At 70.1% G+C, this 23,858-nt stretch carries 31 protein-coding genes and 1 tRNA gene; 18 read left to right on the forward strand and 14 right to left on the reverse strand.

Annotation, left to right across the window (positions count from 1 at the left end; all coding sequences use genetic code 11):
- Positions 1-70: 70 nt before the first annotated feature.
- From AW270_RS26370 to AW270_RS26380, 3 genes are read left to right on the forward strand one after another with little or no spacing between them, the layout of a single operon-like run.
- Positions 71-1,399: a hypothetical protein gene (locus AW270_RS26370; RefSeq protein WP_061298653.1), complete on the forward strand. Its 1,329-nt coding sequence runs from the start codon at positions 71-73 to the stop codon at positions 1,397-1,399.
- 52 nt (positions 1,400-1,451) lie between these two features.
- Positions 1,452-1,958, forward strand: coding sequence for an RNA polymerase sigma factor (locus tag AW270_RS26375; protein ID WP_245674861.1), 507 nt, complete (start codon positions 1,452-1,454; stop codon positions 1,956-1,958).
- A complete protein-coding gene (locus AW270_RS26380; protein ID WP_061298657.1) occupies positions 1,955-3,010 on the forward strand; it encodes a hypothetical protein in 1,056 nt (351 codons plus the stop codon). Before AW270_RS26375 ends, AW270_RS26380 begins: the two co-directional genes overlap by 4 nt.
- A gap of 16 nt (positions 3,011-3,026) precedes the next feature.
- Here the strand turns inward: AW270_RS26380 and AW270_RS26385 are convergent, their stop codons facing one another.
- On the reverse strand, positions 3,027-4,097 hold the full coding sequence (locus AW270_RS26385) for a calcium:cation antiporter (protein ID WP_061298659.1): 1,071 nt from the start codon (positions 4,095-4,097) through the stop codon (positions 3,027-3,029).
- Positions 4,094-4,990, reverse strand: coding sequence for a protein kinase family protein (locus AW270_RS26390; RefSeq protein ID WP_061298661.1), 897 nt, complete (start codon positions 4,988-4,990; stop codon positions 4,094-4,096). The genes AW270_RS26385 and AW270_RS26390 overlap by 4 nt, the downstream gene beginning before the upstream one ends.
- A 93-nt stretch (positions 4,991-5,083) precedes the next feature.
- Between AW270_RS26390 and AW270_RS26395 the strand changes: the two genes are divergently transcribed.
- A complete protein-coding gene (locus AW270_RS26395; RefSeq protein WP_061298663.1) occupies positions 5,084-6,145 on the forward strand; it encodes an AAA family ATPase in 1,062 nt (353 codons plus the stop codon).
- Positions 6,145-7,917, forward strand: a complete 1,773-nt coding sequence (locus AW270_RS26400; protein ID WP_061298665.1) for a vWA domain-containing protein — start codon at positions 6,145-6,147, stop codon at positions 7,915-7,917. Before AW270_RS26395 ends, AW270_RS26400 begins: the two co-directional genes overlap by 1 nt.
- 23 nt (positions 7,918-7,940) lie before the next feature.
- Here AW270_RS26400 and AW270_RS26405 read toward each other — a convergent pair whose 3' ends face one another.
- The gene (locus tag AW270_RS26405) at positions 7,941-8,834 is read right to left on the reverse strand and encodes an SDR family NAD(P)-dependent oxidoreductase (RefSeq protein WP_061298667.1); all 894 of its coding nucleotides are present in this window, start codon (positions 8,832-8,834) and stop codon (positions 7,941-7,943) included.
- Positions 8,835-8,927: 93 nt separating this feature from the next.
- On the opposite strand from AW270_RS26405, the gene AW270_RS26410 reads away from it, so the two are divergent.
- A complete protein-coding gene (locus AW270_RS26410) occupies positions 8,928-9,503 on the forward strand; it encodes a TetR/AcrR family transcriptional regulator (protein WP_061298670.1) in 576 nt (191 codons plus the stop codon).
- A gap of 49 nt (positions 9,504-9,552) precedes the next feature.
- Here AW270_RS26410 and AW270_RS26415 read toward each other — a convergent pair whose 3' ends face one another.
- Positions 9,553-10,125: a TetR/AcrR family transcriptional regulator gene (locus AW270_RS26415; RefSeq protein WP_245674862.1), complete on the reverse strand. Its 573-nt coding sequence runs from the start codon at positions 10,123-10,125 to the stop codon at positions 9,553-9,555.
- Positions 10,126-10,201: 76 nt separating this feature from the next.
- On the opposite strand from AW270_RS26415, the gene AW270_RS26420 reads away from it, so the two are divergent.
- On the forward strand, positions 10,202-11,044 hold the full coding sequence (locus tag AW270_RS26420) for an NAD(P)H-binding protein (protein ID WP_061298674.1): 843 nt from the start codon (positions 10,202-10,204) through the stop codon (positions 11,042-11,044).
- A gap of 41 nt (positions 11,045-11,085) precedes the next feature.
- Here AW270_RS26420 and AW270_RS26425 read toward each other — a convergent pair whose 3' ends face one another.
- The gene (locus tag AW270_RS26425; RefSeq protein ID WP_061298676.1) at positions 11,086-11,580 is read right to left on the reverse strand and encodes a hypothetical protein; all 495 of its coding nucleotides are present in this window, start codon (positions 11,578-11,580) and stop codon (positions 11,086-11,088) included.
- Positions 11,581-11,680: 100 nt separating this feature from the next.
- Here AW270_RS26425 and AW270_RS26430 point away from each other — a divergent pair, with 100 nt between their 5' ends.
- The 8 genes from AW270_RS26430 (at position 11,681) to AW270_RS26465 (ending at position 15,677) form a co-directional block, all read left to right on the forward strand.
- Positions 11,681-12,286 carry a DUF6000 family protein gene (locus tag AW270_RS26430; protein ID WP_157522660.1) on the forward strand — a complete coding sequence of 202 codons (606 nt, stop codon included), beginning with the start codon at positions 11,681-11,683 and terminating at the stop codon, positions 12,284-12,286.
- A gap of 100 nt (positions 12,287-12,386) precedes the next feature.
- Positions 12,387-12,590, forward strand: a complete 204-nt coding sequence (locus AW270_RS26435) for a hypothetical protein (RefSeq protein ID WP_061298680.1) — start codon at positions 12,387-12,389, stop codon at positions 12,588-12,590.
- Positions 12,591-13,280: 690 nt separating this feature from the next.
- Positions 13,281-13,694 carry an Asp23/Gls24 family envelope stress response protein gene (locus AW270_RS26440; protein ID WP_245674863.1) on the forward strand — a complete coding sequence of 138 codons (414 nt, stop codon included), beginning with the start codon at positions 13,281-13,283 and terminating at the stop codon, positions 13,692-13,694.
- Positions 13,691-14,002, forward strand: coding sequence for an Asp23/Gls24 family envelope stress response protein (locus tag AW270_RS26445; protein ID WP_061298684.1), 312 nt, complete (start codon positions 13,691-13,693; stop codon positions 14,000-14,002). The genes AW270_RS26440 and AW270_RS26445 overlap by 4 nt, the downstream gene beginning before the upstream one ends.
- A 32-nt stretch (positions 14,003-14,034) precedes the next feature.
- Complete coding sequence (locus tag AW270_RS26450) at positions 14,035-14,184, forward strand: hypothetical protein (protein WP_439649076.1); 150 nt, start codon at positions 14,035-14,037, stop codon at positions 14,182-14,184.
- Positions 14,185-14,231: 47 nt separating this feature from the next.
- Positions 14,232-14,507 carry an Asp23/Gls24 family envelope stress response protein gene (locus tag AW270_RS26455; protein ID WP_157522663.1) on the forward strand — a complete coding sequence of 92 codons (276 nt, stop codon included), beginning with the start codon at positions 14,232-14,234 and terminating at the stop codon, positions 14,505-14,507.
- On the forward strand, positions 14,482-15,087 hold the full coding sequence (locus AW270_RS26460) for a DUF6286 domain-containing protein (protein WP_157522666.1): 606 nt from the start codon (positions 14,482-14,484) through the stop codon (positions 15,085-15,087). The genes AW270_RS26455 and AW270_RS26460 overlap by 26 nt, the downstream gene beginning before the upstream one ends.
- Positions 15,084-15,677, forward strand: coding sequence for a hypothetical protein (locus AW270_RS26465; RefSeq protein WP_061298693.1), 594 nt, complete (start codon positions 15,084-15,086; stop codon positions 15,675-15,677). The genes AW270_RS26460 and AW270_RS26465 overlap by 4 nt, the downstream gene beginning before the upstream one ends.
- Positions 15,678-16,090: 413 nt before the next feature.
- Here the strand turns inward: AW270_RS26465 and AW270_RS26470 are convergent, their stop codons facing one another.
- Complete coding sequence (locus AW270_RS26470) at positions 16,091-16,570, reverse strand: RICIN domain-containing protein (RefSeq protein WP_169807382.1); 480 nt, start codon at positions 16,568-16,570, stop codon at positions 16,091-16,093.
- A gap of 755 nt (positions 16,571-17,325) precedes the next feature.
- Here AW270_RS26470 and AW270_RS39075 point away from each other — a divergent pair.
- Positions 17,326-17,484, forward strand: coding sequence for a hypothetical protein (locus tag AW270_RS39075; RefSeq protein ID WP_157522669.1), 159 nt, complete (start codon positions 17,326-17,328; stop codon positions 17,482-17,484).
- Between the two features lie 36 nt (positions 17,485-17,520).
- Positions 17,521-17,832 (forward strand): hypothetical protein, encoded by a 312-nt coding sequence (locus AW270_RS26475; protein WP_061298697.1) that lies wholly within the window; start codon positions 17,521-17,523, stop codon positions 17,830-17,832.
- 15 nt (positions 17,833-17,847) lie between these two features.
- On the opposite strand, the gene AW270_RS26480 is transcribed toward AW270_RS26475, so the two are convergent.
- The 8 genes from AW270_RS26480 to galU all read right to left on the reverse strand — a co-directional run bounded on the left by AW270_RS26480 (position 17,848) and on the right by galU (position 23,246).
- Positions 17,848-18,231 carry a hypothetical protein gene (locus tag AW270_RS26480; RefSeq protein ID WP_061298699.1) on the reverse strand — a complete coding sequence of 128 codons (384 nt, stop codon included), beginning with the start codon at positions 18,229-18,231 and terminating at the stop codon, positions 17,848-17,850.
- 474 nt (positions 18,232-18,705) lie between these two features.
- Positions 18,706-18,779: transfer RNA gene (locus AW270_RS26485), tRNA-Ala, on the reverse strand.
- 53 nt (positions 18,780-18,832) lie between these two features.
- Positions 18,833-19,414, reverse strand: a complete 582-nt coding sequence (gene sepX, locus AW270_RS26490) for a divisome protein SepX/GlpR (RefSeq protein ID WP_061298701.1) — start codon at positions 19,412-19,414, stop codon at positions 18,833-18,835.
- Between the two features lie 122 nt (positions 19,415-19,536).
- Entirely contained in the window at positions 19,537-20,175 is a 639-nt protein-coding gene (locus AW270_RS26495) for a GNAT family N-acetyltransferase (protein ID WP_061298703.1), read from the reverse strand.
- A gap of 36 nt (positions 20,176-20,211) precedes the next feature.
- Positions 20,212-20,688 (reverse strand): MogA/MoaB family molybdenum cofactor biosynthesis protein, encoded by a 477-nt coding sequence (locus AW270_RS26500; protein ID WP_245674864.1) that lies wholly within the window; start codon positions 20,686-20,688, stop codon positions 20,212-20,214.
- On the reverse strand, positions 20,685-21,152 hold the full coding sequence (moaC, locus tag AW270_RS26505) for a cyclic pyranopterin monophosphate synthase MoaC (protein ID WP_061298708.1): 468 nt from the start codon (positions 21,150-21,152) through the stop codon (positions 20,685-20,687). Before moaC ends, AW270_RS26500 begins: the two co-directional genes overlap by 4 nt.
- Positions 21,149-22,354: a molybdotransferase-like divisome protein Glp gene (gene glp / locus AW270_RS26510; protein ID WP_061298710.1), complete on the reverse strand. Its 1,206-nt coding sequence runs from the start codon at positions 22,352-22,354 to the stop codon at positions 21,149-21,151. The genes moaC and glp overlap by 4 nt, the downstream gene beginning before the upstream one ends.
- Positions 22,338-23,246, reverse strand: coding sequence for a UTP--glucose-1-phosphate uridylyltransferase GalU (galU, locus tag AW270_RS26515; protein WP_061298712.1), 909 nt, complete (start codon positions 23,244-23,246; stop codon positions 22,338-22,340). The genes glp and galU overlap by 17 nt, the downstream gene beginning before the upstream one ends.
- Positions 23,247-23,258: 12 nt before the next feature.
- On the opposite strand from galU, the gene AW270_RS26520 reads away from it, so the two are divergent.
- Positions 23,259-23,855 (forward strand): 5-formyltetrahydrofolate cyclo-ligase, encoded by a 597-nt coding sequence (locus tag AW270_RS26520; RefSeq protein WP_275477777.1) that lies wholly within the window; start codon positions 23,259-23,261, stop codon positions 23,853-23,855.
- Positions 23,856-23,858: the final 3 nt, after the last annotated feature.

Raw genomic sequence — 23,858 nt, forward strand, 5'->3', positions numbered from 1 at the left:
ACTAGGGGGGTGGTCCCGAGTGTCTCTCGGTCGTCGTCAACGGTGGGTGCCATACGGCAGACTGCGGGTCATGCCCGCACCTGACGTGGCGGCCCTCCTCGCCGAGCTGGAGCGAGCCGAGCCGGATGTCGCCGACTCGGCTCGAGTCGCCGTTGAGTGGCTCACCGGCGGCGAGGCCCTTGAGACGATCAGCCAGCTCGATGTCTGCGAGTTCCTCTGGTACGCCCTGCCGATCAAGGTGACGGGCGACCGCCAGGGCATCGCCCGCGCCCTCGGCCGCCTGTTCGAGCTGGGCGGCATGGAGCGCTACGCCGCCCTCTGCGACTCGCCCACCACGACCAGGATCCTGCGCGTCTACGCCCGTGAGGGCGAGGAGGCCGGCACCGCCGCCTACCAGGACGCCGTGGAGGCGACCGGAGTGCTGCCTCCGGACGTCCCGGAGCTCAGCTGGAGCTCCATCATGGGGCCGGAGGAGCTCGGCGCCCACGTGGCCTGCGCGGCGGCTCTGGAGCTCGCTCTGGTCTCCGGCGAGCTCACCCAGCCGGGCGAGAAGACGTTCGCCAAGGGCCGTCTCGACCTGACCCGCCGCTGGCTGACCAGCCCCCGCCCCGAGCTCGGCGGCGACTGCTGGCTCCACCGCGTCCACGGCGAGCGCCTCAACCGCTGGGTCCTCGGCCGCGGCCGTCCCCGGCGGGAGCTCGCGCAGCCCTTCGAGGTGCGGCTCCACGCACCCGTCGCCGCTCCCGAAGAGCCCCATCTGGCGTCGCTGTGGTGGCTGCTCGACTGGGCCGAGACGGGCGGCGTCCCGCTGACCCAGAAGTTCAACGTGGCCCGCGCCCTGGTGATCGAGTCGGTCGAGCTGTTCGGCTGGGACACGCTGAGCTCGGGCACCGTCCGGGGCGAGGCCGACGTGCCGACCCTGACGATGCTCCGCGAGCTGGTCATGGGCGAGCTGAAGGCCGTCCGGCGCACGGGCCGCAAACTCGTCCTGACCTCGGCGGGCCGCCGGCTGGCCGACAACCCCGACAGCCTCTGGACGTCCGCCGCGGCGACCCTGCTCACCCCCGCCAAGGGCGAACACGACTTCGAGGTCTCCATCCGCGAGTCGGCCCTGATGCTGCTGGCCGACGGCGCCGAATACACCTACCCCGACCTGTGCGAACGCGTCGCCGAGGTGGTCAACGGCGAAGGCTGGCGCTCGGCCGCCGGAGCCCAGGTGAGCGCCCGCGACCTGGGCGCCCCGATGGGCGAGTTCCAGCGCCGCCTCGACGCGCTCGACCTGCGCGTGTCGTGTGACTGGCGCTCGACCTGGCAGCTCACCCCGGTCGGCCAGGCCGCCGCCCTGTCGGCGCTGCGCACCCAGGCCTTGCGCCCGAGGCAGTACGCCGGGCTCGGCTGAACCACTTCAGATCCGCGCGCAGCGGATGCGGGGGGTCGCGCGTTCTATCTACATGACGGGTGACATGCTCCAGGACTTCGCGCCGCCGCCCGAGGTCCTGGTCGCCCTCTACCGGGACAACCGGCTCGACCTGATCCGGCTGGCGCTGCTGCTGGTCGGTGACCGGGAGACCGCCGAAGACGTCGTCCAGGACGTGTTCGCCCGGCTCCACGGCAGCAGGCCGGGCACGCTGACCCTGGCGTATGTCCGCACCAGCGTGCTCAACGGGGCGCGTTCGGCGCTGCGCCGCCGCAGGGTGGCGATCCACCGGCCCCCGCCGCCGCCCGTCCCGGCGGACTCGGCCGAGGCGGCCGTCCTGCTGGGCGAGACGCGGCAGGAGGTGCTGACCGCGCTCGACCGGCTGCCGGCCCGGCAGCGGGAGACCCTGGTGCTGCGCTACTACCTCGACCTGTCCGACGGGGAGATCGCGGAGGTGACCGGGCTGCGGCAGAGCACCGTCCGCTCGACGGTCATGCGCGCGCTGATCCGCCTCGAACGCGAGCTGAAGGCGTCGACATGAGTCACCTCGAAGACATCCTCCGCGACGCCCTCGCCGGCCGGGCCGCCACCGTCGAGGACGACGGGCTGGTCCATCCGGTGCCCGAACCCCGCAGGTCGTGGCCGGTGCGCTGGCGCGCGCCCCTCGCCGTCGCGGCCGCCTTCGCCGTCGTGGCGGGCGGCCTCCTGGTGGGTGTACGCGGCCTCGCCCCCACGCCCGCCCCCTCCGACCCCTTCCAGCCCGTCCTGGCCGCCCCCGTCGAGCAGGTGTGGCCGGGGGCCGTCCACACGATCCCGGCCGAGGGGCCCGGCGGGGTCGCGTTCACCCCCGCCGACGTCGCCGACGGGGCGGTCGTCGGCACCGGCCAGCAGGAGACGATCCTGCGCTACGACCTGACCCGGCGCGCCTTCAACGTGGTGGCGACGGTGCACACGTACACCTCGCACCTGGTCGCGGGCCAGGGCCACGCCGCCTGGTGGGCCGACGGCGCGATCTGGTCGGCCCCGCTGACCGGCGGCGAGCCGCGGCGCGTCGCCCCCGCCGGGACGTCCCCGGGCTCGCTGACCGGCCTGGCCGTCGCCGGCGGCATGATCACCTGGTCGACGGTGGAGGCCGGCATCCAGAGCGTCCCGCTGTCCGGTGGACCGGTCGCCCGGATGCCCGGTTCGGCCGGTTACACCCTGATGGAGTGGCCCTGGGCCGGTCGAGCGCCCGACCGGCTGGTCGACCTGCGCACCGGCACCTGGTCGACGGCCCCCACCCCGCCCGGCCGCACGGTCTGGTTCGGCTGCGGCCCGGAATGGTGCGCCGACCTGCTGGAGGTGTGGCGGCGCGACGGCACGATCACGCGCCGCCTGCCCGGACGGCCGACGAGCCGGCTGTGGGGCTCGCACGTGGTCCATCTCGTGCAGCAGGACGCCGCCGGAACCCGGGCCTCGACCCTTTACGACGTGCCCAGCGGCCGGGCCGGGCAGATCGTCTCCGGCGCCGAGGGCGTCCAGCTCGGCGACGAGGTGACCTGGTTCCGCCAGGGCGGCACGCTGACCGTCATCGACATGGACGCCCTGCGCTGACCTGCTTCGTCATGAGCTACGGCACCGCCGCCAGGAACAGGTAGCTCCCGCACAGCGCGAGGTGCACTCCGGCCTGCAGCAACGTGGCCCGTCCGGGGATGACGGTGAGCGTCCCGACGACGGCCGTGAGCGCGAGCAGCGTGATGTGCACCGCCCCGAGCCCCAGCGTGAGCGGCCCGGTGAGCCAGATCGAGGCGATCGCGATGGTCGGGATGGTCAGCCCGATGCTGGCCATCGCGGAGCCCAGCGCCAGGTTGAGGCTGATCTGCACGCGGTTGCGCCGCGCGTTGCGGGCCGCGGCCAGGGTCTCCGGCAGCAGCACCAGCAGCGCGATGACGACGCCGACCACCGACCCCGGCAGCCCGGCGCCCGTGACCGCGTCCTCGATGGTCTTCGACTCGACCTTGGCCAGCCCGACCACCGCGACCAGCGCCACGAGGAGCAGGACGAGGCTGGTCAGCGCCATCGTCGCCGGAGGCACGTCGGCGTGGCTGTCGTCGTCGCCCTCCGGCAGGAAGTAGTTCCGGTGCCGGATGCTCTGGACGAACACGAACAGGACGTACAGAGAGATGGAGACCACGGCGGCGAAGGCGAGCTGCGGGCCCGAGAACTCCGGACCGGGGTTGCTGGTCGTGAACGTCGGCAGCACCATCGACAGCGTCGCCAGCGTGATCACGGTGGCCAGCGCCGCGCCGGTCCCCTCGGGATTGAACGGCGCGGTCCCCCGTTTCAACGCCGTGAGCAGCAGCGACAGCCCGACGATGCCGTTGCAGGTGATCATCACGGCGGCGAAGACGGTGTCGCGCGCGAGCGCGGTCGCCGCAGGCCCGCCCGAGATCATCAGCGTGACGATCAGCCCCACCTCGATGACCGTGACCGCGACCGCGAGGATCAGCGACCCGAAAGGTTCCCCCACCCGGTGGGCGACCACCTCGGCGTGGTGGACCGCCGCCAGCACACACCCCGCCAGCAGCAGCACGATCACGAGCTCGACGACTGGTGGCAGCTCGCGCTCCCACACCGCGCCGAGCGCCAGCAGGGAGACGACGGGCACGATCGTGGCGGCCAGCCGCAGCCGGGAGCTCATGGGGCCTCATTCGTGGTGGTCAGCAGACGTCGATGGAAAGCCGCCTGGAAGCGAGCGGTCCGGGCGTGCCGATCGCGGATCGCGGCGACGCCGGGTGGAGGTTCCCCTTGGTAGGTCCGGTGGATCTGGTGCACCAGGAATCCCGCCGTGTGGTCGTGGTCATATCGGAGATGAGCGGAGAGAAACCTCTGCTCCGCCGGTGAGAGCTCAAACTCCGTGCTCAGCGCGAGACCGAAGTCGGCGAAGCGGAGCCGCTCGCCGTCGGTGAGAACGTTGCCGAAGTGCGCGTCGAAGTGGACGAGCCCGCGCGAGCTCATGAAGTCGCATCCCCGGGCGAGCTCCCGCTCCGCCCGGACGAAGCGCGCCTCGTCGGTGAGCCACTCTCCCAGCGTGTACGGGATGTGCTCCAGGAACAGCACGAGGCTGTGCGAGGCCGCGCCGATCGCTTCGAGCCGCGCCCGCACGGCCGGGGAGCCCCGCCAGTGCGCGACCGCCCCGTCGATCCCGCCGAACTCGTCGGCGAACCCCTCGGGCGGGGAGTCGGGGATGACCCGCCAGTGGTGGAGCAGCGGAAACCCGTCGTAGTCGCCCGCCCGGACCCAGGCGTTCGTCATGAGGTGGACGGCCAGCTCACGCCAGGCCCCGAAGCCCGCCGAGCCCAGGCCGTAGTGGTAGAAGTCGGGCAGGTCGAACAGGTTCCTCGTCGACCGGACGTTCTCGGGCCGCAGCTCCAGATCGGTCAGCGGGACCCGTTTGACGAAGACGGGCGTGCCGTCGACGTCGAGGGTGGCCGACCGCCCGCCGATGCCCGCGCCGTGCGCGGCGGCCTGCCGCACCCGGTCGGCGAGTTCGCGGTCGTCCAGCGACGACAGCCTTTCTCCTGGCTTGTCCACAGATCGATTCTTCCCCTCGCCGGGCCACGGCGAAGATCCGCCAGGCCGGAAAACCGATGGCCGGAGATCGGGGGATTCGGGAAGCTGGTCCGTATGCAGGCCACCGTCACCGTCACGCCGGCCGCTCTTCCCGAGGTGCTGCTCAACGTCGCGCTGGTGCGTCCCGTCTTCCTCTGGGGCGCGCCCGGCATCGGGAAGAGTTCCCTGGTCAGGGCGTTCGCCGAGTCGCTCGGGCTTGAGTGTGTGACGCTGCTGGGCACCCAGCTCGCGCCCGAGGACCTCATCGGCGTGCCGCAGATCGTCGGCGACCGGAGCCGGTTCGCGCCGCCCGAGTCGATCGCGCGCGACGAGCCCTACTGTCTTTTCCTGGACGAGCTCAACGCGTCGTCGCCGGAGGTGCAGAAGGCCTTCTACTCGCTGATCCTCGACCGGCGGATCGGGACCTACGAGCTGCCCGAGGGGTCGGTCGTCATCGGGGCGGGCAACCGGGCGACCGACAACGCGCTCGCCCGGCCGATGCCGTCGGCGCTGGTCAACCGGATGATCCACGTTCACCTGCGGGCCTCGGCCGACGACTGGCTCGTCTGGGCCTCCGGCAACGGCGTGCACCGGTGGGTGGTCGACCATCTCGTCCAGCGGCCCGATCACCTGTGGAGCGCCCCGCCGAAGACGGAGGAGCCGTTCTCCACGCCGCGCGGCTGGCACATGCTGTCGGACGCGCTGCACGCCTACGGCGAGAACGTCGACGGCGACACGCTGGCCGTGCTCGCCCACGGGACCCTGTCGCCGGTGCACGCGTCGGCGTTCCGGGCCTACGTGAAGACGGTCCGGCACGCCTTCGACCTCGACGCCGTCATCAAGGGCGAGGTGGCCTGGCCGCGCGACCCGCAGGACCGCGACCTGCTGTTCTTCCTGTCGGAGGCGTTCCGGGCGCGGCTGGCCAAGGACCTGCCGGCGTCCAGGAAGCACGCCTCCCCGGCGCTGCAGAAGCTGGCGTTCCGGTCCAAGGCGCTGCTGATCGAGCTGGCCGAGATCAGCCTCGAATGCGCCCAGCTGGTCATCGCGACCGACGACAACGGCGTGCCGGTCCTGCCGTCGTGGTTCCTCATCGAGGTGGGCCGCGACCTGCCCCGGCTCGCGGCGGCGCGGGCCTGATGAGCAGGCAGCGCAAACCCGACCCGTGGCGCGTGGCGGTCCATCGCGGCTGGCACGAGGTCTCGGCGCAGCCGCTGTTCCGCACCATGCGGGTGGGCCTGGACCTTGAGGAGGACCTGCCCGACGGCCTGTGGGCCGACATCCTCCCGGAGGGGCCGGTCCGCTTCAATCCGCGCGTCCGCGCCGAATCCGACCAGTGGGCCTGGGTGTTCGCCCACCTGCTGCTGCACGCCGGTTTCGGCCACCTCGACCCGCGCAACGCCGAGCCGGGCGACCTCGACCGCCCGAGCGGGCGCGAGAAGCGGCGGCGGCCCCGGCTCCACTACCAGGCGGCCTGCTGCGTGGTCGTCGACCGGTTCCTCACCTCCGTCGGCGTCGGCCGCCCGCCCCGCCCGCTGCCCGACCTCCCGGTCGAGGACGAGGCGACGCTGGCGAGCCGCTGGCTGACCGGCGTCCCGCCCGAGTTCGCCCCCGGCGAGCACCCCGACTTCACCGTCGGCACCGACAAGCAGGCCGACTGGCGCAAGTTCCCCCACGAGCTCGCCATCGGCGTCTCCTCGGCCGCGACGTCGGCCGTCACCGTGGCCTCCGGCGGCGACCCGCTGCGCCGCAAGCCGCCGTGGGAGCTGGCGCTCGGCTGGTTCGTGTCGTCGTATCCGCTGCTGGGCGCGCTCGCGGCCGGGATGAAGATCGTCGCCGACGCCGACGTGGCCCGGGGATGGGACATCGCCATCGCCGCCGTCAACGCCGAGGCCGGCGAGCTCTACGTCAACCCGCTGCGCGAGCTCACGACCGAAGAGTGGCGGTTCGTCCTCGCGCACGAGATGCTCCACGCCGCCCTGCGCCACGGCGACCGGACAGGCGGGCGCGACCCGTACCTGTGGAACGTGGCCTGCGACTACGTCGTCAACGGCTGGCTCGTCGAGATGAACGTGGGCGAGATGCCCGAAGGCCTCCTCTACGACCCCGACCTGCGCGGACTGTCCAGCGAGGAGGTGTACGACCGCATCACCACCGACCTGCGCCGCATGCGCCGCCTGGCCACCCTCCGGGGCAAGGGCCTCGGCGACCTCCTGAACGAGTCCGCCACCCCCGGCCGCTACGCCGACCTCGACGCCTACTACCGCAGCGCCCTGTCCCAGGGCCTGGAATACCACCTGTCCTCCGGCCGAGGCCACCTCCCGAGCGGCCTGGAACAGGAGATCCGCGCCCTCGACCACCCCCCGCTCCCCTGGGACGCCCAACTGGCCCGCTGGTTCGACGAACACGTCCGCAGCCCCGAACGCAAGCGCACCTACGCCCGCGCGTCCCGCCGCCAGTCGTCCACCCCCGGCATCCCGCGCCCCGGCTGGATCCTGCCCGAGGAGATCGTCCGCCAGGCGACGTTCGGCGTGGTCCTCGACACGTCGGGCTCGATGGACGTCCGCCTGCTCGGCAAGGCCCTGGGCGCGATCGCGTCGTACGCCCTGGCCAGGGACGTGCCCCAGGCCCGGGTCGTCTTCTGCGACGCCGCCGCCTACGACGCGGGCTACCTCCCGGTGGAGACGATCGCCGGCCAGGTGCGGGTGCGCGGCCGGGGCGGGACGGAACTGCAACCGGGCGTCAACCTGCTCGAACGCGCCGACGACTTCCCGCACGACGGACCGATCTTGATCATCACCGACGGCTGGTGCGACGTGATCCGGGTGCGGCGCGAACACGCCTACCTGCTCCCGGAAGGAGCCTCCCTCCCCTTCCGCCCACGGGGCCCGGTCTTCCGGATGCGGCCGTGACCAGTTCTGGACCAGCCCGGTCGTCACCTGCTCAGGTCGGTTGAAAGGTCCCAGAGGCGGCGGGCGTCGTCGGGGTCGAGGGCGTGGTCGGCGACGCCCCGGCGCACGCCCGGGGTGAACGGCTCGGCCTCCTGGCAGTCCTCGAAATACCGGCCGGTGACGCCTGCCACCAGGGGTGACGCGGCGAGGAGGACGGAGGTCGCGGCCCCCTGGGCGATGTTCTTCTCCGTGACGCCGGTGGTGCCCGAGGGGTCGAAGCTGGGCGGGGGTGTGACGACGTGGCGGCCGAGGTCGGTCTCCCAGATGCGGCCGGGGTTGAGGGCGTTGACGGCGATGCCGTCGGGGGCCCAGCGTTTGGCGGCCTCGACGGCGAACAGGATGTTGGCGGTCTTCGACTGGGCGTAGGCGAGCCACGGGTCGTAGGGGTCCCGGGTGAAGTCGAGGTCGTCGAAGCGGACCGGGCCGTTGACGTGGCCGACCGAGCTGACCACGACCACCCGCGCGTCCCCGGCCTCGCGGAGCGCGTCGTGGAGGCCGACGGTGAGCGCGAAGTGGCCGAGGTGGTTGGTGGCGAACTGGAGCTCGCGGCCCTCCGGGGTGCGCTGTTCGGGGGTGGCCATGACGCCGGCGTTGTTGACGAGGATGTGCAGTGGGCCCGTCCAGCTACGTGTGAAGGCGGTGACGGAGTCCAGGTCGGCCAGGTCCAGCAGCGCCACCCGCAGGCCGGGCGCGGTGACCGGGTTGCGTACGGCGATGGTCACCTCCGCGCCCGCCGAGGCCAGCGCCCGCGCGGTCTCGCGGCCGAGGCCGCCCGCGCCGCCGGTGACGATCGCGCGACGTCCGCTGAGGTCGACGCCCGCGATCACGTCGTCGGCGGTGGATCGGGGGCCGAACGGGGTGGTGAAACGCTGTGGCATGGGATCTTCTCCTCTAGGCTTAAAAGCGGAGCCGAATCCGCTTATGACCGTCCACAATAAGCGGAGGCGACTCCGCTTATGCAAGGGGGGACCATGCCTCGTTCACTCCGCGCCGACGCGCAGGCCAATCAGGAGCGCCTGCTCGACGTCGCCGCGCGCGTGTTCGCCCGGGAGGGCGCCGACACCTCGCTCAAGGCCATCGCCGCCGAGGCCGGCGTCGGCATCGGCACGCTCTACCGCCGCTTCCCGACCCGCGAGGACCTCGTCGAGGCGACCTACCGCAACGAGACCACGCGGCTGTGCGAGTCGGCGCCCCGGCTGCTGGAGCGGCATCCGCCCGTCGAGGCCTTCCGGGCGTGGATGGAGGACTTCGTCGACTACATGCTCACCAAGCAGGGCATGTCCGACGCGCTACCGGCCATCCTCGCGACCCGCGACGGCCTGCGCCTGCACAGCCGCCAGGCCCTCGGGGAGGCGGTGGAGACCCTGCTCGCGGCGGGGATCGCCGCCGGGCGGCTGCGGGCGGACGGTTCGGCGTCCGACGTGCTCATGGCGCTGGGCGGGATCACCCTGATCAGCGGTCACGAACACCAGCGCGACCTCGCGTCGCGGCTCATCTCGCTGCTCCTCGACGGACTGGCGAGCAGGGCGAGCGCCGCCGCCGGATGAGACCCGGGCTCGACCGGCGTGAACGCCCGTTCTGAGCAGCGGCGGAGACTCAGGCGCATTCGAGGGAGTCGAGCCAGGCGAGCAGGCGGGCGCCCTCGCGTTCCATGACCCCCGGGTCCCGCAGGGCGTTGGCCAGCAGGGACATGCCCTGGTATCCGCCCACCAACGTGAGCGCCAGACCGTCGGGGCCCGGCAGGCCCAGTTCGCGGAACTGGCGCTCCACCCACATGAGCAGGAGCCGGATGACCCTGCCCGCCTCGACGTCCAAGCCGCCCTCTTCGCGTTTGTCCAGCTCGACGGCGAGTGTGCCGGTCGGGCAGCCGTAGCGGGCGGCGACGTCGCGCCGGCTGACCCATGCGGCGATCAGCCCTTTGAGGCGCTCGCGAGGATCGGGGAACTTGTCGAGCCGCCCGGTGAGCTCGTCGAGCTGCCGCGCATGTTCGGACAGCGCGCCCGCGACGAGCTCGTCCTTGGTCTTGAAGTAGTAGTAGACGTTGCCCACGGGGACCTCGGCCGCCCGCGCGATGTCGGCGATGGTCGTGCGCTCGGCGCCCTGCCGGTGCACGACCTCGGCCGCGGCCCTCATCAGCCGCTGCCTCTTCCCGCCACCCGAGTCAGTCACCTGACTGACTATACGGCGATCTCTGTGCTACGTTGGTTTTAAGTCAGTCAACTAACTCAGAACGAAGGAACCCGTCTTGATCGTCGTCACAGGCGCCACCGGCAACGTGGGCCGCACGCTGGTCCGCACCCTCACCGAGCAGGGCCACGAGGTGACCGCCGTAGCGCGCCGCGTCACCCCGGCCGACACGCCCCCCGGCGTCCGCGCCGTCGCCGCCGACCTCGCGCAGCCGTCCGCCGACGTGCCCTCCGAGGGCGCGGCGGTGTTCCTGCTGATCGGCGGGGATCTGATGATGGCCGGTGACCCCGTCCGCGTCGTCGCTCCGTTCGCGAACTACGGCAGGATCGTCCTCCTCAGCTCGCAGGGAGTGGCCACGCGCCCGCAGTCCCCCTCCCATGGGCGCGCCTTCGCCGCCTTCGAACAGGCCGTCATGGACTCGGGCACGGAGTGGACCATCCTGCGCCCCGGCGGCTTCGCCTCCAACGCCTACGCCTGGGCATCGTCCGTCAGGGCCGCCCGCACGGTCGCCGCGCCCTTCGGCGAGGTCGGCCTGCCGATCATCGACCCGGACGACATCGCCGCCGTCGCCGCCGCCACCCTCACCCAGCCGGGCCACGCCGAAGCGGTCTACGAGCTGACCGGCCCCACGCCGACCACTCCGCGCCAGCGCGCCGCCGCCATCGCGGACGCCATCGGCGAGCCCATCACCTTCATCGACCAGACCCGGGAGGAGGCCCGCGCCCAGTTGCTCACGTTCATGCCCGCACCCGTGGCCGACACCACTCTCGACATCCTCGGGACCCCCACCGCCCGCGAACGGTCGGTCAGCCCCGACGTCGAGAAGATCCTCGGCCGCGCCCCCACCGCCTTCGCCGACTGGGCCAGGCGCAACGCCTCCGTGTTCGAGCAGGTGATGTAGGTCCCGATCGCCCCGCCGCAGGCGCGATCTCGGCGGCGCTGTCAGTTGCGCATGGTGAACGTCAGGATGGTGCGGTCGTCAGGTTGCCCGTCGGCGTCGTTCTGCACGCGGATCTGCCTGGTGGCGGACTGTCCCGGCCAGAGCAGGAACGTGCCGATGCTCCCCTTGCCCTTCAGCCAGGGGGTGTCCGCGCTGTCACCCTCGAAGAACCAGACGACGATGTTGTCGACGGTCAGAATGCCGGGGGCGGTCCACCGGAGCCGGTAATAGATCTCGGTACGGATTTCTCCCCCGCATTTGGCCCAGGCCTTGAAACTCTTGGCCGGCCCGCCGACAGTCCCCGTCTTGCTGAGCGGGATGTTGTAGCGGCAGCGCTCGTTCTTGCCGAAATTCTCGTAATCCATCATGTCGAACGCGATATTGCCGGTCGCGGTCCGGTCGGCCAGGGCGGACGCCTCGGCGGCGGGTGCGAACAGGCCCAGGGAAAGGGCTCCCGCGGCGGCACTGAGGCCGAGAGAGCGGACAATGCGGTTCACCGGAATCTCCTTTGGAGAGGACGACGCTGTCCGCAGTAGAAGCCACTCCCCTTGCAACACGCCTTCACGACACCTTCTCGAAGTAAGGCAAGATGGCCGTGTGCGCGTGCCCCTCTCGCCCGACCACGAGATGATGAAATTGGCGCGCCGCTATGTGGTCGCAAGACGCGTCGAATTCCCGCGTTACATGAACCTCATGGGGAACTTCCTCGGCCTTTCCGACCGGAAGGTGATCCGTTTCGGGCGCGCGCTCGCCAAGGACGCCCGCCGCATCTCCGATCACGACCTCAGCGTCCTGCTCGACGGTGAGTGGCGCGCACGACTGACCGCCGCATGGCTCATCGGGCTTGATCGCCGCGTGCAGTTCCGTGAGCGGCTGTCGACGATGCTCCTCGACAGCGAACTGGTCTACGCGGGGGCCGGATACTGCCTGGCGCTGGCCCGCTTCGGCGAGGACGAGGACGCGGCGATCCTGTCCTCCTACCTCGATCGCTATCTACCGCAAGTGGAGAATCGCTACGACGAGAAGCTGGCAACCGACCACGCCGGCCGGTTCCTGACCCCCAACGGGCTGTGGGAGACCTTCTCGCCGGACGATCCGGACGCGAGCGACTGTAAGCGCGCCATGGCGGAGCAGGTCTCGTTCGCCGAGAGCGCCATGAACGGCACCCTGGCCGGCTGGACCGCAGGACGCGACTGGGCTTAGCCACTCGGCGACTTTCCGAGGCACAGCGAAGCGAGACCTTACCGGGGAGCGTGACGGATCCCCCGTAATCGATGCTTGAAAGGGGCAATAGCATCCTGCAATGGCCAATGAACGTCATTACGGCGGGGAGAGCTCCGCCTTCATCACAGCGCTGGTGGCTCTCCAACGCGCCCAGGGCGTGCCGCTCGACCAGGCATACCAGTTCGCCGAAGCCACCTATCGGGAGACGACGTCCAGAAAAGGCAGGAACTCCTTCGGCAACGACGAACTCCTGGAATTCCTGAGGTTGTTCGAACAGCGCTGAACCATCGGCTCCCGGCTGCGGGCCGGGAGCCACGTTGAGATGTACCAGGTCAAGGCTGCTTGTGCGGAATTGCACAGCACCCACATGCACTCGTCCTGCGAGCCGCGCGATCTACCGCACATGGGGAACGTCACGGCCGGGCAACGCATCGATCTCCTCACGAACCACGGTGTACTGGGACTGGTCCTGCCGCCTTGGCAAGGCTCAAAGCTGTCCCGGACGGCCAGAGGCCCGACCGCCACACCGCCAAGCCTGACGATCTCGGCCACTCCGGAGTCTCCCGTGGACGACCCGTCACCTCGATCAGCGCCTCATCAAGGTCGGGCCGCTGGAGACCAAGACGCCCTCCCACCGGCTCATCCATGGTCCGACCCTCGCCATGCCCGGGTGCAACCTCGAAACCGGAGTCGAGCTCACCCCGTACAGGAACCGACTCACCGCACCTCTCTCCAGCACGCCAACGGACGCGACGAGCTGCGCGCGAGGTCGGCGATGGTCCCACTTGGGCAAGTCGAGGCAGGCCCGTGACGCAACCTGGCCCTGACCTTCATGCTCTCCCTCCCCAAAAGGGGTACTAAGGGATGAAGGGGTACTAAAGGAGGCAGGCTGCCAAAAACCGATAAGGCCGTCAGAAAAGGTCGAAAGTGGGGGATTCATATGACGGAGACCAGTGCGCCATCGGCCAAGGGCATGCCAGTCCCACGAGAGCGCGTCCCTGACCACGGCCGGACCACCATCGCGGGGGACGTCGTCGCGAAGATCGCGGGCGTGGCCGCCCGGGAGATCTCCGGGGTGCACGACTTCGGCACCGGCCCGGCCCGCGTGTTCGGCGCGTTCAAGGGCAGACTCGGCGCCGAGGAGGGCGTCACCCGCGGCATCGCCGTCGAGGTGGGCGAGCGCCAGGCCGCGGTGGACATCGATCTGGTCGTCGACTACGGCGTGGCCATCCCGGGTCTCGCGGCAGCGGTCCGGGACAACGTGATCACCGCCGTCGGGGAGATGTGCGGGCTCGAGGTGACCGAGGTGAACGTCGCGGTGGACGACGTCTACCTGCCCAGCCAGGACGAGTCCTCGGGCACCAGGGAAGGTGCGCGGGTCCAATGACCACGAGCACGGGCCCGGACGCGAGGCGGATCGCCGAGACGGTGGCCTCGTGTCCCGGCGTCGCCGCGCTCCTCGCCGGTCCGTTCGGGACGGTCGCCACGTATCTTCCCGGCGGATCCGTGACGGGGGTGCGCCTGCGCGACGAAGTGGTCGAGATTCATGTGGCCGTCCGGTACGGCAGGCCGATCCCCGAGATCGTGGCCGAGGTCCGCGAAGCCGTGGGCCCGCTGATCGGCGACAGACGTGTGGACGTGATGGTCGACGACGTCACCGAAACCGAAGAAGCCAGGAAGGTAGGTTCATCATGAACCAGTTCCCAGTTTGGTCCATCGTCGGGCTCTTGTTCGGCACGATCCTCGGAATCGTGGGCGCCTTCGGCGGCCTCAACGCCTTCCTCATCGTGCTCGTTCTCGGGGTCGTCGGCTTCTTCGTCGGGCTCGTCCTCGAAGGCGGCGTCGAAATGCCCAAGCTCAAGGCAAGGCGGCAGTGACCGCCACGGCCGGGCCCGGCGCCACTGCGGTCTCGGAGCGCACGTTCGTGAAAATCGCCACGGAGGTGGCCGCCGACGACGACCGGCTGGCGGAGAAGCCACGAGTGGCGGCGTCCATCAGCGGGGCCGTCGCCGCCGTGCGGCTGGGCCTCGCCGTCCGCTACCCGGCGCCGGTGCGTCAGGTCGCGGCGGAGGCGCGCGAGCGGCTCATGAGCCGGATACGCGACCTGACCGGCATCACCGTCGAGAACGTCGACGTCGACATCGTCCGGCTCGTGCCAGAACCGAGGAGCGGCCATGACGACTCTCCACGCGGGGGCTGATTCCCCCGAACCCCAGACCCGCGCGTCCGTACGCGGGAAGGACGCGGTGCGCTTCCTGCGCTCCAGACGGAAGATCCCCGCGGCGATCGCCGCGCTCGTCCTGTTCGCCGCCGGACTGGTGATCGCGATGGAAGCGATCTCGGCACTGTTCGGCCACCCAGGACGGATCGTGCCGTACGACCGGGTCGCAGACTGGGCCCGTGTCACGACCTGGCAGGACAACGCGGTCATGGCAGGCGCCGGAGCCATCGCGATCGTGGGGATCCTGCTCATCCTGATCGGCACGGTCCCCGGCCGCCCCCGGCTCGTGGCGCTGCGCAGCGGCGACCCCAGCATGATCATCGGCACCCCGCGGCGCATGCTGGCCCGGGTGCTCGGCGCGGTCGCAGCTCAGGTGGACGGTGTGCGCCAGGCGCGGGCGCAGATACGCGGGCGGCAGGTGACCGTACACGCGGGCACCGACCTGCGCGACACGGCCGCACTGCGCGAGCGTGTGCAAACGGCCGTGGAGGACGAACTGGCCAGACTCGCGCCAGTCGGCCGCTACACGGTCAAGACCAAGGTGAGAGGTGCACCATGAACCGAAGCAGGGCCTTCGGCCGGGGCATCGCGCGCGGCAACCGAACCGGCCTGGTAGTGCTAGGCCTGATCCTTCTCCCGGCGGGCGCCACCGCCTTGGCCCGCGGCTTGGGCCTCTTCGGCGCGACCGCGGCCCGGACGCCCCTGCTGCCCAATCCCGTCTCCACCTTCGCCGGTGCCAGCTCCTGGTTCTGGCCGGCCGTCGCCGTCGGAGGCGTCGTACTGGGCGTCATCGGCCTGAGCTGGCTGCTAGCCCAGTTCCGGGTCGACCGGCTGAATCGCATGCGCCTGGAGTCCGGTCCGTCCGGGGTCACCGAGATCACCGGCAGGCAGGCCGGCGAAACCCTGGCCGGCCAGGTGAGCGCCTACAGGGGCGTGCGACGCGCACGAGCCTCGCTCCGCGGAAAGCCGGACGCGCCCGCCCTAGACCTGCGGGTGACCTCACAAGATCCGGCCCACCCGGATGCCCTGATCACCCGCTTGCACGACGAGGCACTTCCGGACCTGCGGACCGCGCTGGGCCTGGAACGCCTGCCCGCCCTGATACGGCTCCGCTTCGGCCCGGGCGGACGAACGCGCGAGGTCCACTGACACGTCACGGAGCTGTGCTGGGCTGCCCGGCTTGAAGCAGCACACTCCGCTCGGGCAAGATCGTCGACTCGTTCTTTCACACAGGCCTTGAAAGTGCGTTGGACGCAGACACCGTCCCCGGCCTTGAAAGCGAGCGATCTTGTGGGGGTAATCACTCGGCTGGTCACCTGGAGGCTGCAACCGGCATGTCAGCCGCGCTGCGGCGCAGTTGGAAATCCATCATCCGAGCGAAGCGAGAGTAGCCCCAGCGAAGCGAGGCCTTACCAGGGAGCGCGTGGGGCGGAGCCCTTCATCCGCAAGCTCGTCGTGACGCCGGGCATCGGCACGGTAGCAATCCTCGGCGGGGTAACCATGCCGTAACGCCATAAGCGAATGGCCGGTCCGGAATCCAGCCGGGCCGACCATTCTACGCGTCAGGCGGAGATCTCCTCCCACACAGCGGCGGGGCTGGTGCAGGGCGCCTGCTGGGTGAGACCGCCGGACGCAGGCCCGGAGATGAGGCAGTAGCCGGAGTTCAGGTTCTGAAATCTCCATTTCTTGCTGCTCACGTTGACGAGTTTCCACCGACGTGAGAGGTGCCCATCACAGGCATACTGGACGCCCTGCGCTCCGGACGTCACGCTGCCACCGGCAATCGTCAGGCAGAGGTTGGTGGTGATGTTTGTGATGGTGGCATCGTTGTGATTCGTACCGTTTTTCCAGATGTTCCACCCCGAGGTGCAGCTTCCCGTTTTGACCTGGGCGTTGGCGCTGTTGCTCGTCACCGTCAGGCAGTAGCCCCAGTAGCCCTTCCAGCGCTTCGTCGCGGCGGCGGATGCGGGCGGAGCCATCAACGCCATGACCGCCATGACCGTTGTCGCCGCCGCGACCATTCGTTGCGTGCTTCTTCTCATCGGGTCGTCGCCTTTCCACGGCCTCGGCATTCGCTCGGGGCAGCCAACTCCCTTGGAGCTTAAAAGCGGCAAGTACATTCTTCGTATATTCACGACAATGGCCGATGACCAGATAAAACTAATCATGTCAAGGTCAGATGGCTAGATACTCATGCGTTCGAGCACTGCCGCCAGGTAGCGGTGGCCGATCTCGACCCGAATGGCGAGATCGCCGCCGTGGACGGTCACGGAGTGGCGAAAAGACCCTTGGCTCGTCGTGGCCGGCACACGCCGTCGCTCTGCCCGGAGCGGGTGCACACCCGGCTACGCCATCAAGGCCGCTGTCCCTGAATCGGGCGCGGGAAGGTGACGCGGACGGGTCGGCCCGAAAAGGCCGCATGCCCGCCGCGCCTGGCCGCCCGTGCCGCCGACGCCCGCAGCGCGGCGGCGTGAAACCCGTGAATGTCGCACCCTCCTTGACGTCCCTAGACCCCTGTTCAACGGGCTGTCGACGGTCCATGGGCGTACGTGGGTGTCCGGTGAAGTCCACCGCGGTTGCTGTACTTTCCGGCTGGACAGCAAGGCTCTTAGCTGAGTCGAGCGATCGACATGCAGTCTGATCGACCACCTGGGTGTCGATTCAATCGACCCCGGCCGGTCGATCGACCCTCTCGGTTAGCTCTCGACCTCCCAACGCGCTGAAGCTGCACAGCGGCCCTGGTGATCGTGACGGCACTGCGACCCAAAGCGGCGCCCGCTGATCAAGAATTGCCCGTGTGGACCCAGCGATCTCCGCACTGATCCTCACCTACACCCAGACCAAGGACCCCGCCGACCTAGCCGCCGTCCGCACCCGCGCAGAAGAGCTCGGCGACCCCCATGCGATCGAATTGGCGGACAACCTCCAGGCCATGGCCGAAGGCAGGGAGCGGTGAATCGCCACCCCAGCGGACCACGATCCGCTCCTGGCCATGATCCCGGCCTTCATCGCCAACGACGTCTCCGGCCTCCGCGACGCCGCCAGGGCATTGCCGCCCGACTCGGTCACCGGTAACTACCTCCGCTGCCTCCTGGCAGGGGATGTCAAGGGCCTGCACCGCGCGATCCGGGGCCTGCGCCCGTCGTACCGCATCGCCCTGCTGGACCTTGCGGTAGAGGCTCAGCAGGAGATGTACGAGTCGACAGGTGACCAGCGCCTGCGCAAGGCGTCGGCCAGGCACCAGAGGAAGGCCACCCGCCTCCGTGAACCGCGCCCCCGCTGGTGGCGGCTCACTCGCCGGTGACACGCTGATCTTCGGTTAGGCGTTCAGGAAGACCGGCACGATCGTGGCGATGGCGAGCACGCCCGCGCCGACTTTCGGCCAGGCGAACCCGGGTGAGGCGAGCCACGACACGAGCGCGTAGCCAGCCGCCGGAACGGCGATCATGATGGGCGCCGGGAGGAACCCGATGCCGAGGATGGCCAGCCAGCTCAACAGGCCGTACAGCAGGAAGGCGCCGGCGGGGAGCGCCGCCCAGCCGACGGGCCACCAGTTCGGCAGTCGCGCGGCGGCGCCGAGGATCATGCCGAGCACGAGTGGCACCAGCACGATCAACACCCCGTACGGCGACCAGAGGTAACAACCGATCGCGGCGGCGTAGATCGCCAGGGCGACCAGCAGACGTTTTTCCCATAACGGCATACGTCGCACTATAGGCTCACGCGATAATGACGATCTCGCCTTTCGCGTGTCCGTTTTCGACCTCGCGCAGGGCCTGGCCCACGTGGGGGTCCCACCGACACTTGCACGGCAGATCTCGCGTCCGCATCACCGAGCGGCCCAGCCTTGAAAGTGAGCAATCTTTCAGGCGTAATCACTCAGTTAGTCACTAAGAAGCTCCAAACGGCATGTCAGCCGTTCCGTGGCGCAATTTGGAATCCATCATCTGAGCGAAACGAGGCCTTACCAGGGAGCGCGAGGGGCGGAGCCCTTCGCCAGGAGCGCAGCGACCCGGAGCGAAGCGACGTCAGGCGCAGTAGCGCCGGGGGAGCGCGAGGGGGCGACAGCCCTCTCGTATCGGGGGGTTCGGGGGGTCGTCCCCCCGTGTAAACGACGAAGGGACCCTAGGGGAAGCCGCCCCAGAGGGGCGGCGACCATAAGGTCCCTGGTCACGAGTGGAGCTATGGGGATTTGAACCCCAGACCCCTTCGATGCGAACGAAGTGCGCTACCGGACTGCGCTATAGCCCCGTGAACGAGATCTAGGCTACCAAACTCCAGCACCCCTTCGCGCCATCCACGCGCTAGTCCCCCACCGCTCGCCGGTGATCCGCGTACTGGTCGAAGACGTACGCCCGCTTCTTCTCCAGTTCGATGATCTCGGCCTCGCGTGCCGCCTGAGCGGCTCGCCGGGCCTCCGCGCGGGCTCGCCGGACCCGGTCGGCCCGGACCCGGGCCGCGAGGTCCTGCTGCTCGTCCTCCAGCTTGGAGGCCACTCGCAGCAGCAGCACGTAGAGGCCCAGGAGGAGCGCCGCCGGGGCCACGCCCCACCACGGCACCACCCCAAGAGAGGCAGCCAGGGCGGAGACGACGACCATGGCCACGCACCACAGCAGCGTTCGGCGGCGGCGGACGCGGATGCGGGCGCGCCTTCGGTTGGTGGCGAACTGGGGGTCGGAGGCAGCGGCGGGTTCGGACACCGAAGCCTCCTCCTCCGTGGTCGCCGGGGGGGCCACGGCCTGATCGAGGGATTCGATCAGGGTGTCGCCCTCGGTGTTGTCCTTGTCTTCGTCCATTAGGACATAGCGGTCGCGGCGTAGCCACATCGGCACGAGCACGCCGAGCCACATCGCGACGATGGCCAGATAGAGGAGGACGCTGCTCATCGGCTGCTCTCCTCCTGATCTCGACCCGCCTGCATGCTCACGTCACGCACCGTAAGACGGCGTGTCACTGATTGACGAGCATTCGGTGCGGTGTGTCGCGAGATCGTCGAACCTGTTGGTGCCTACGGGGACTCTCCGTGACGCGCTTTCGACGCGTCGCGGGCCCTGCGCCACTGGACGAGCAGGCCTCGCGGCACGTCTTCCACGGTCAACGCGTAGCAGATGTGGTCTCGCCACGCTCCGTCGATGTGGAGTTGCTTTCTGCGTACGCCCTCCTCGCGGAAGCCGAGTTTCTCGACGACCCGGCGGCTGGCATGGTTCTCGGGGCGGATGTTGGCCTCCAGGCGGTGGAGGCCGGTGGTGAAGAAGCAGTGGTCGACGGCCATGGCCAGAGCCGTGGGGGTGATGCCCCGGCCGGCCAGGGCGCCGTCGACCCAGTAGCCGACCTGGGCGGAGCGGGCCGAGCCCCAGACGATCGCGCCGACGGTGAGCTGGCCGGCGAAGACGCCGTTGTACGTCACGACCCATGGCAGCGCGAGACCCTGGCGGGCCTCCCGGCGGAGGGTGCCGACCATGGAGACGTAGGGGCTGAGGCCGGTGCGGAACAGGGGCGTCTCGGGGTTGCTGGGCTCCCAGGGGCGCAGCCAGTCGGCGTTGCGCAGGCGGGTCTCCCGCCAGACGCGGACGTCGCGGAGCCGCAGCGGCCGGAGCCCCACGGGGCCCTCCACCAAGGTCGCGGGCCAGCCGCGAAGTCGATCCACTCTTCAATCATCCCTCTTGTTCACCGGATCACGCCATCAGACGCGATGGTCACCGCCTCGGATCTGGTCGACCACGTGCGCCAGGATCGGGCCGAGGACGGCCATGCCGTCGCGCACTCCGCCCGTCGACCCGGGCAGGTTGACGACCAGCGTCCGGCCCGCCTGCCCGGACAGGCCGCGCGAGAGCACCGAGGTCGGCACCTTCTCCCTGTTCACCTGCCTGATCGCCTCGGCGATGCCGGGGATCTCCCGGTCGAGGACGCGGGCGGTCATCTCGGGGGTCAGGTCGGTGGGGGTCAGACCGGTGCCGCCGGTGGTGACGATGACGTGGTACGCCGACTCGAGGCCCTTCACCAACGCTTCATACACCGGTTCACCGTCGTGGACCACCACCGGGCCGTCGACCGTGCAGCCGGACTCCTCCAGCAGGCCGTAGAGGATCCGGCCGGAACGGTCTTCGTAGACGCCCTCGGCGGCCCGGTTGGAGGCGGTGATGACCAGGGCGCGGATCACGGGCGCCGCCAGTCGCCGGTCTTGCCGCCCGTCTTCTCCTCGACGCGCACGTCGGTGATGACCGCGGCGGGGTCGACCGCCTTGATCATGTCGATCAGGCCCAGCGCGGCCACGGTGACGGCCGTCAGGGCCTCCATCTCGACGCCCGTCTTGTCGGCCGTCTTCACCCGGGCGGTGATCAGCACTCCCTCGTCGAGGATCTCCAGAGAGACCTTCACCCCGTGGAGGGCGATCGGGTGGCAGAGCGGGATCAGGTCGGGCGTCTTCTTGGCGCCCATGATCCCGGCGATGCGGGCCACGCCGAGCGCGTCGCCCTTCGGGGTGTCGCCCGAGCGCAGGATCGCCACGGCCTCCTCGGAGAGGAGGACGCGGCCGGAGGCGGTGGACGTCCGGACGGAGACGGGCTTCTCCGACACGTCGACCATGCGGGCCGCCCCGGATTCGTCGAGATGGGTGAGGTTCACAGCCGGATCACTTCCACAGTCGTACCTTCGGGAATCTCGGTCACGTCTTCGGGGATCACGATCAGCGCGTCGGCCGCCGCCAGGGCGGCGAGCTGGTGGGAGCCCTGGCCGCGCGCGGGGGTGACGGTGTCTCCGGTCAGCACGGCGCGCAGGTAGGAACGGCGGCCCTGCGGCGAGCGCAACCGCGACGAGCAGACGGCCCGGACCGTGCCGGGCAGCGAAGCGGGCAGGCCCTGCATCTGGCGCAGCGCCGGTCGTACGAAGAGGACGAAGGAGACGTAGGACGACACCGGGTTGCCCGGCAGGGTGAAGATCGGGATCTGGTCGTCGCCGACCACGCCGAAGCCCTGGGGCATGCCGGGCTGCATGGCGACCTTCTCGAAGCGGACGGTGCCGAGCGGGCTCAGGCCCTCTTTGACCGGCTCGTAGGCGCCCATCGAGACGCCGCCGCTGGTGATCACCGCGTCGGCCCGGACGAGCTGGGCGTCGAGCGTCTCCATGAACACGCGGGGGTCGTCGGTCACCGCGCCCGCGCGGAACGCCTCGCCGCCGGCCTCACGGACCGCGGCGGCCAGCATGAAACTGTTGGACTCCCAGATCTGGCCGTAGCCGAGCGGGGTTCCGGGCTCCGCGAGCTCGGTGCCGGTCGAGATGACCGCGACCCTGGGCACCGGCCGGACCGTCACCCGGCGGCGGCCCACCCCGGCGAGCATGCCGATCTGGGCCGCGCCGATGCGCGTGCCGGCCGGCAGGACCACATCTCCCACCCGCACATCCTCACCCGCGCGGCGGATCGCCGCGCCGGGCTCGACCTGCTTGTGGATGACCACCTGAGCGGTGCCGCCGTCGGTGTACTCGACCGGGACGACCGCGTCCGCGCCCGCCGGAAGGGGCGCGCCGGTCATGATCCGCGCGGCCAGGCCGGGCCCGATGGCGCGGGGAACGGAGTCCCCCGCCGCGACGTCCTCGGTCACCGGCAGCGTGACCGGCGCGCCGGCGAGGTCGGCGGCGACGACCGCGTAGCCGTCCATCGCCGAGTTGGCGAAGGGCGGCAGGTCGACCGGCGCGGTCACGTCTTCGGCGAGCACCGCCCCCAGCGCCCGCTCGAGATCGAGCTCGAGCGGGGCCAGCGGGCGGACGGTCGCCAGGATGTCGGCGAGGTGCCGATCGACCGGTTTGAGATCGCTAGGGCTGTGCCTCATCCAGGAATTCTCGCAGCCACGGCAGGAAGTCGGGGGCGAGGTCCTGCCGCCGCGCCGCGAACTCCACCACGGTCTGCAGGTACTGGAGCTTGTCGCCGGTGTCGAAACGCCGGCCGCGGAACAGAACGCCGTAGACCGGCCCGCCCTCCTCGGGGCTGCTCCCGGCGAGGGTGCGCAGCGCGTCGGTGAGCTGGATCTCGCCGCCGCGGCCGGGCGGGGTCTTCTCCAGCACCTCGAAAACGGCCGGGTCGATCACGTAACGGCCGATGATGGCCCAGTTGGACGGAGCCTCCTCTTTCGGGGGCTTCTCCACCAGATCGGTGATCCGCACGACGTCGTCCTCGTCGGTGACCTCGATGGCGGCGCAGCCGTACTGGGAGACCTGCTCCTCGGGGACCTCCATGAGCGCGATGACGCTGCCGCCGCGCTGCTGGCGGACCTCGATCATGCGCTTGAGCAGCGGGTCGTCCGGGTCGATGATGTCGTCGCCGAGGAGGCAGGCGAACGGCTCGTTCCCGACGTGCTGCTTGGCGCAGAGCACGGCGTGGCCGAGGCCCTTGGGCTCGCCCTGGCGGACGTAGTGCATGGTCGCGAGGTCGACGGGTTCCTGAATCTGCGACAGGCGCTTCTCGTCACCCTTCGCCCGGAGCGCGCCCTCCAGCTCGGCGGCGACGTCGAAATGGTCTTCGATGGATCGTTTGTTGCGCCCGGTGACCATCAGCACGTCGAGCAGCCCAGCCGAGACGGCCTCCTCGACGACATACTGGATCGCCGGTTTGTCGACGATCGGCAGCATCTCCTTCGGAGTGGCCTTGGTCGCGGGGAGGAAGCGCGTCCCGAGACCGGCGGCGGGGACGACGGCTTTGGTGACGGAGTCGAAGTCAGCACCCATGAGTGAAGGCTAGTGGAGGCCTCTTTGGACAAGTTCGAGCTGAGGCGCGAAATTCTGCGTGAACGTTCCATCATGGACGCCGGTGAACGCCGTGAGAGCGCCCGCCGGATCAGGGAGACCCTGCTTGACCAGCCATGGGTCCAGATGGCCGGCCTGGTGGCGTGTTATTGGTCGACCGGAACGGAACCTTCCACGGAAGGTCTCGTCTTCGCCCTGTGGAAGCACGGCGCGACCGTGATCCTCCCCGTTCTGCGCGAGGACAATGATCTCGACTGGGCGGTCTACGACGGCCCCGACACCCTCGCGCCCGGCCGTCACGGGATCATGGAGCCGGTCGACACCCGGCGCGGCGTGGACACGATCCGCACCGCCGCTCTGGTGATCGTCCCGGCGCTCGCCGTCGATCCGCATTCGGGTGTACGCCTCGGGCGGGGCGGTGGCTCCTACGACCGGGCCCTGGCCCGGGTCGGGCCGAATGTGCCGACCGTCGCCCTCCTGCACGAAGGCGAACTCCGCCCCGGTCTCCCGGCAGAGCCTCACGACCGAGCCGTCAAGTATGCGGCGTTGCCATCCGGAATACATGTGAATCGTGTGAAAGGATTGGCATAAATC

Origin of the sequence: Herbidospora cretacea (genome assembly GCF_001570605.1) — a bacterium.
GTDB classification, from domain to species: Bacteria; Actinomycetota; Actinomycetes; order Streptosporangiales; family Streptosporangiaceae; genus Herbidospora; species Herbidospora cretacea.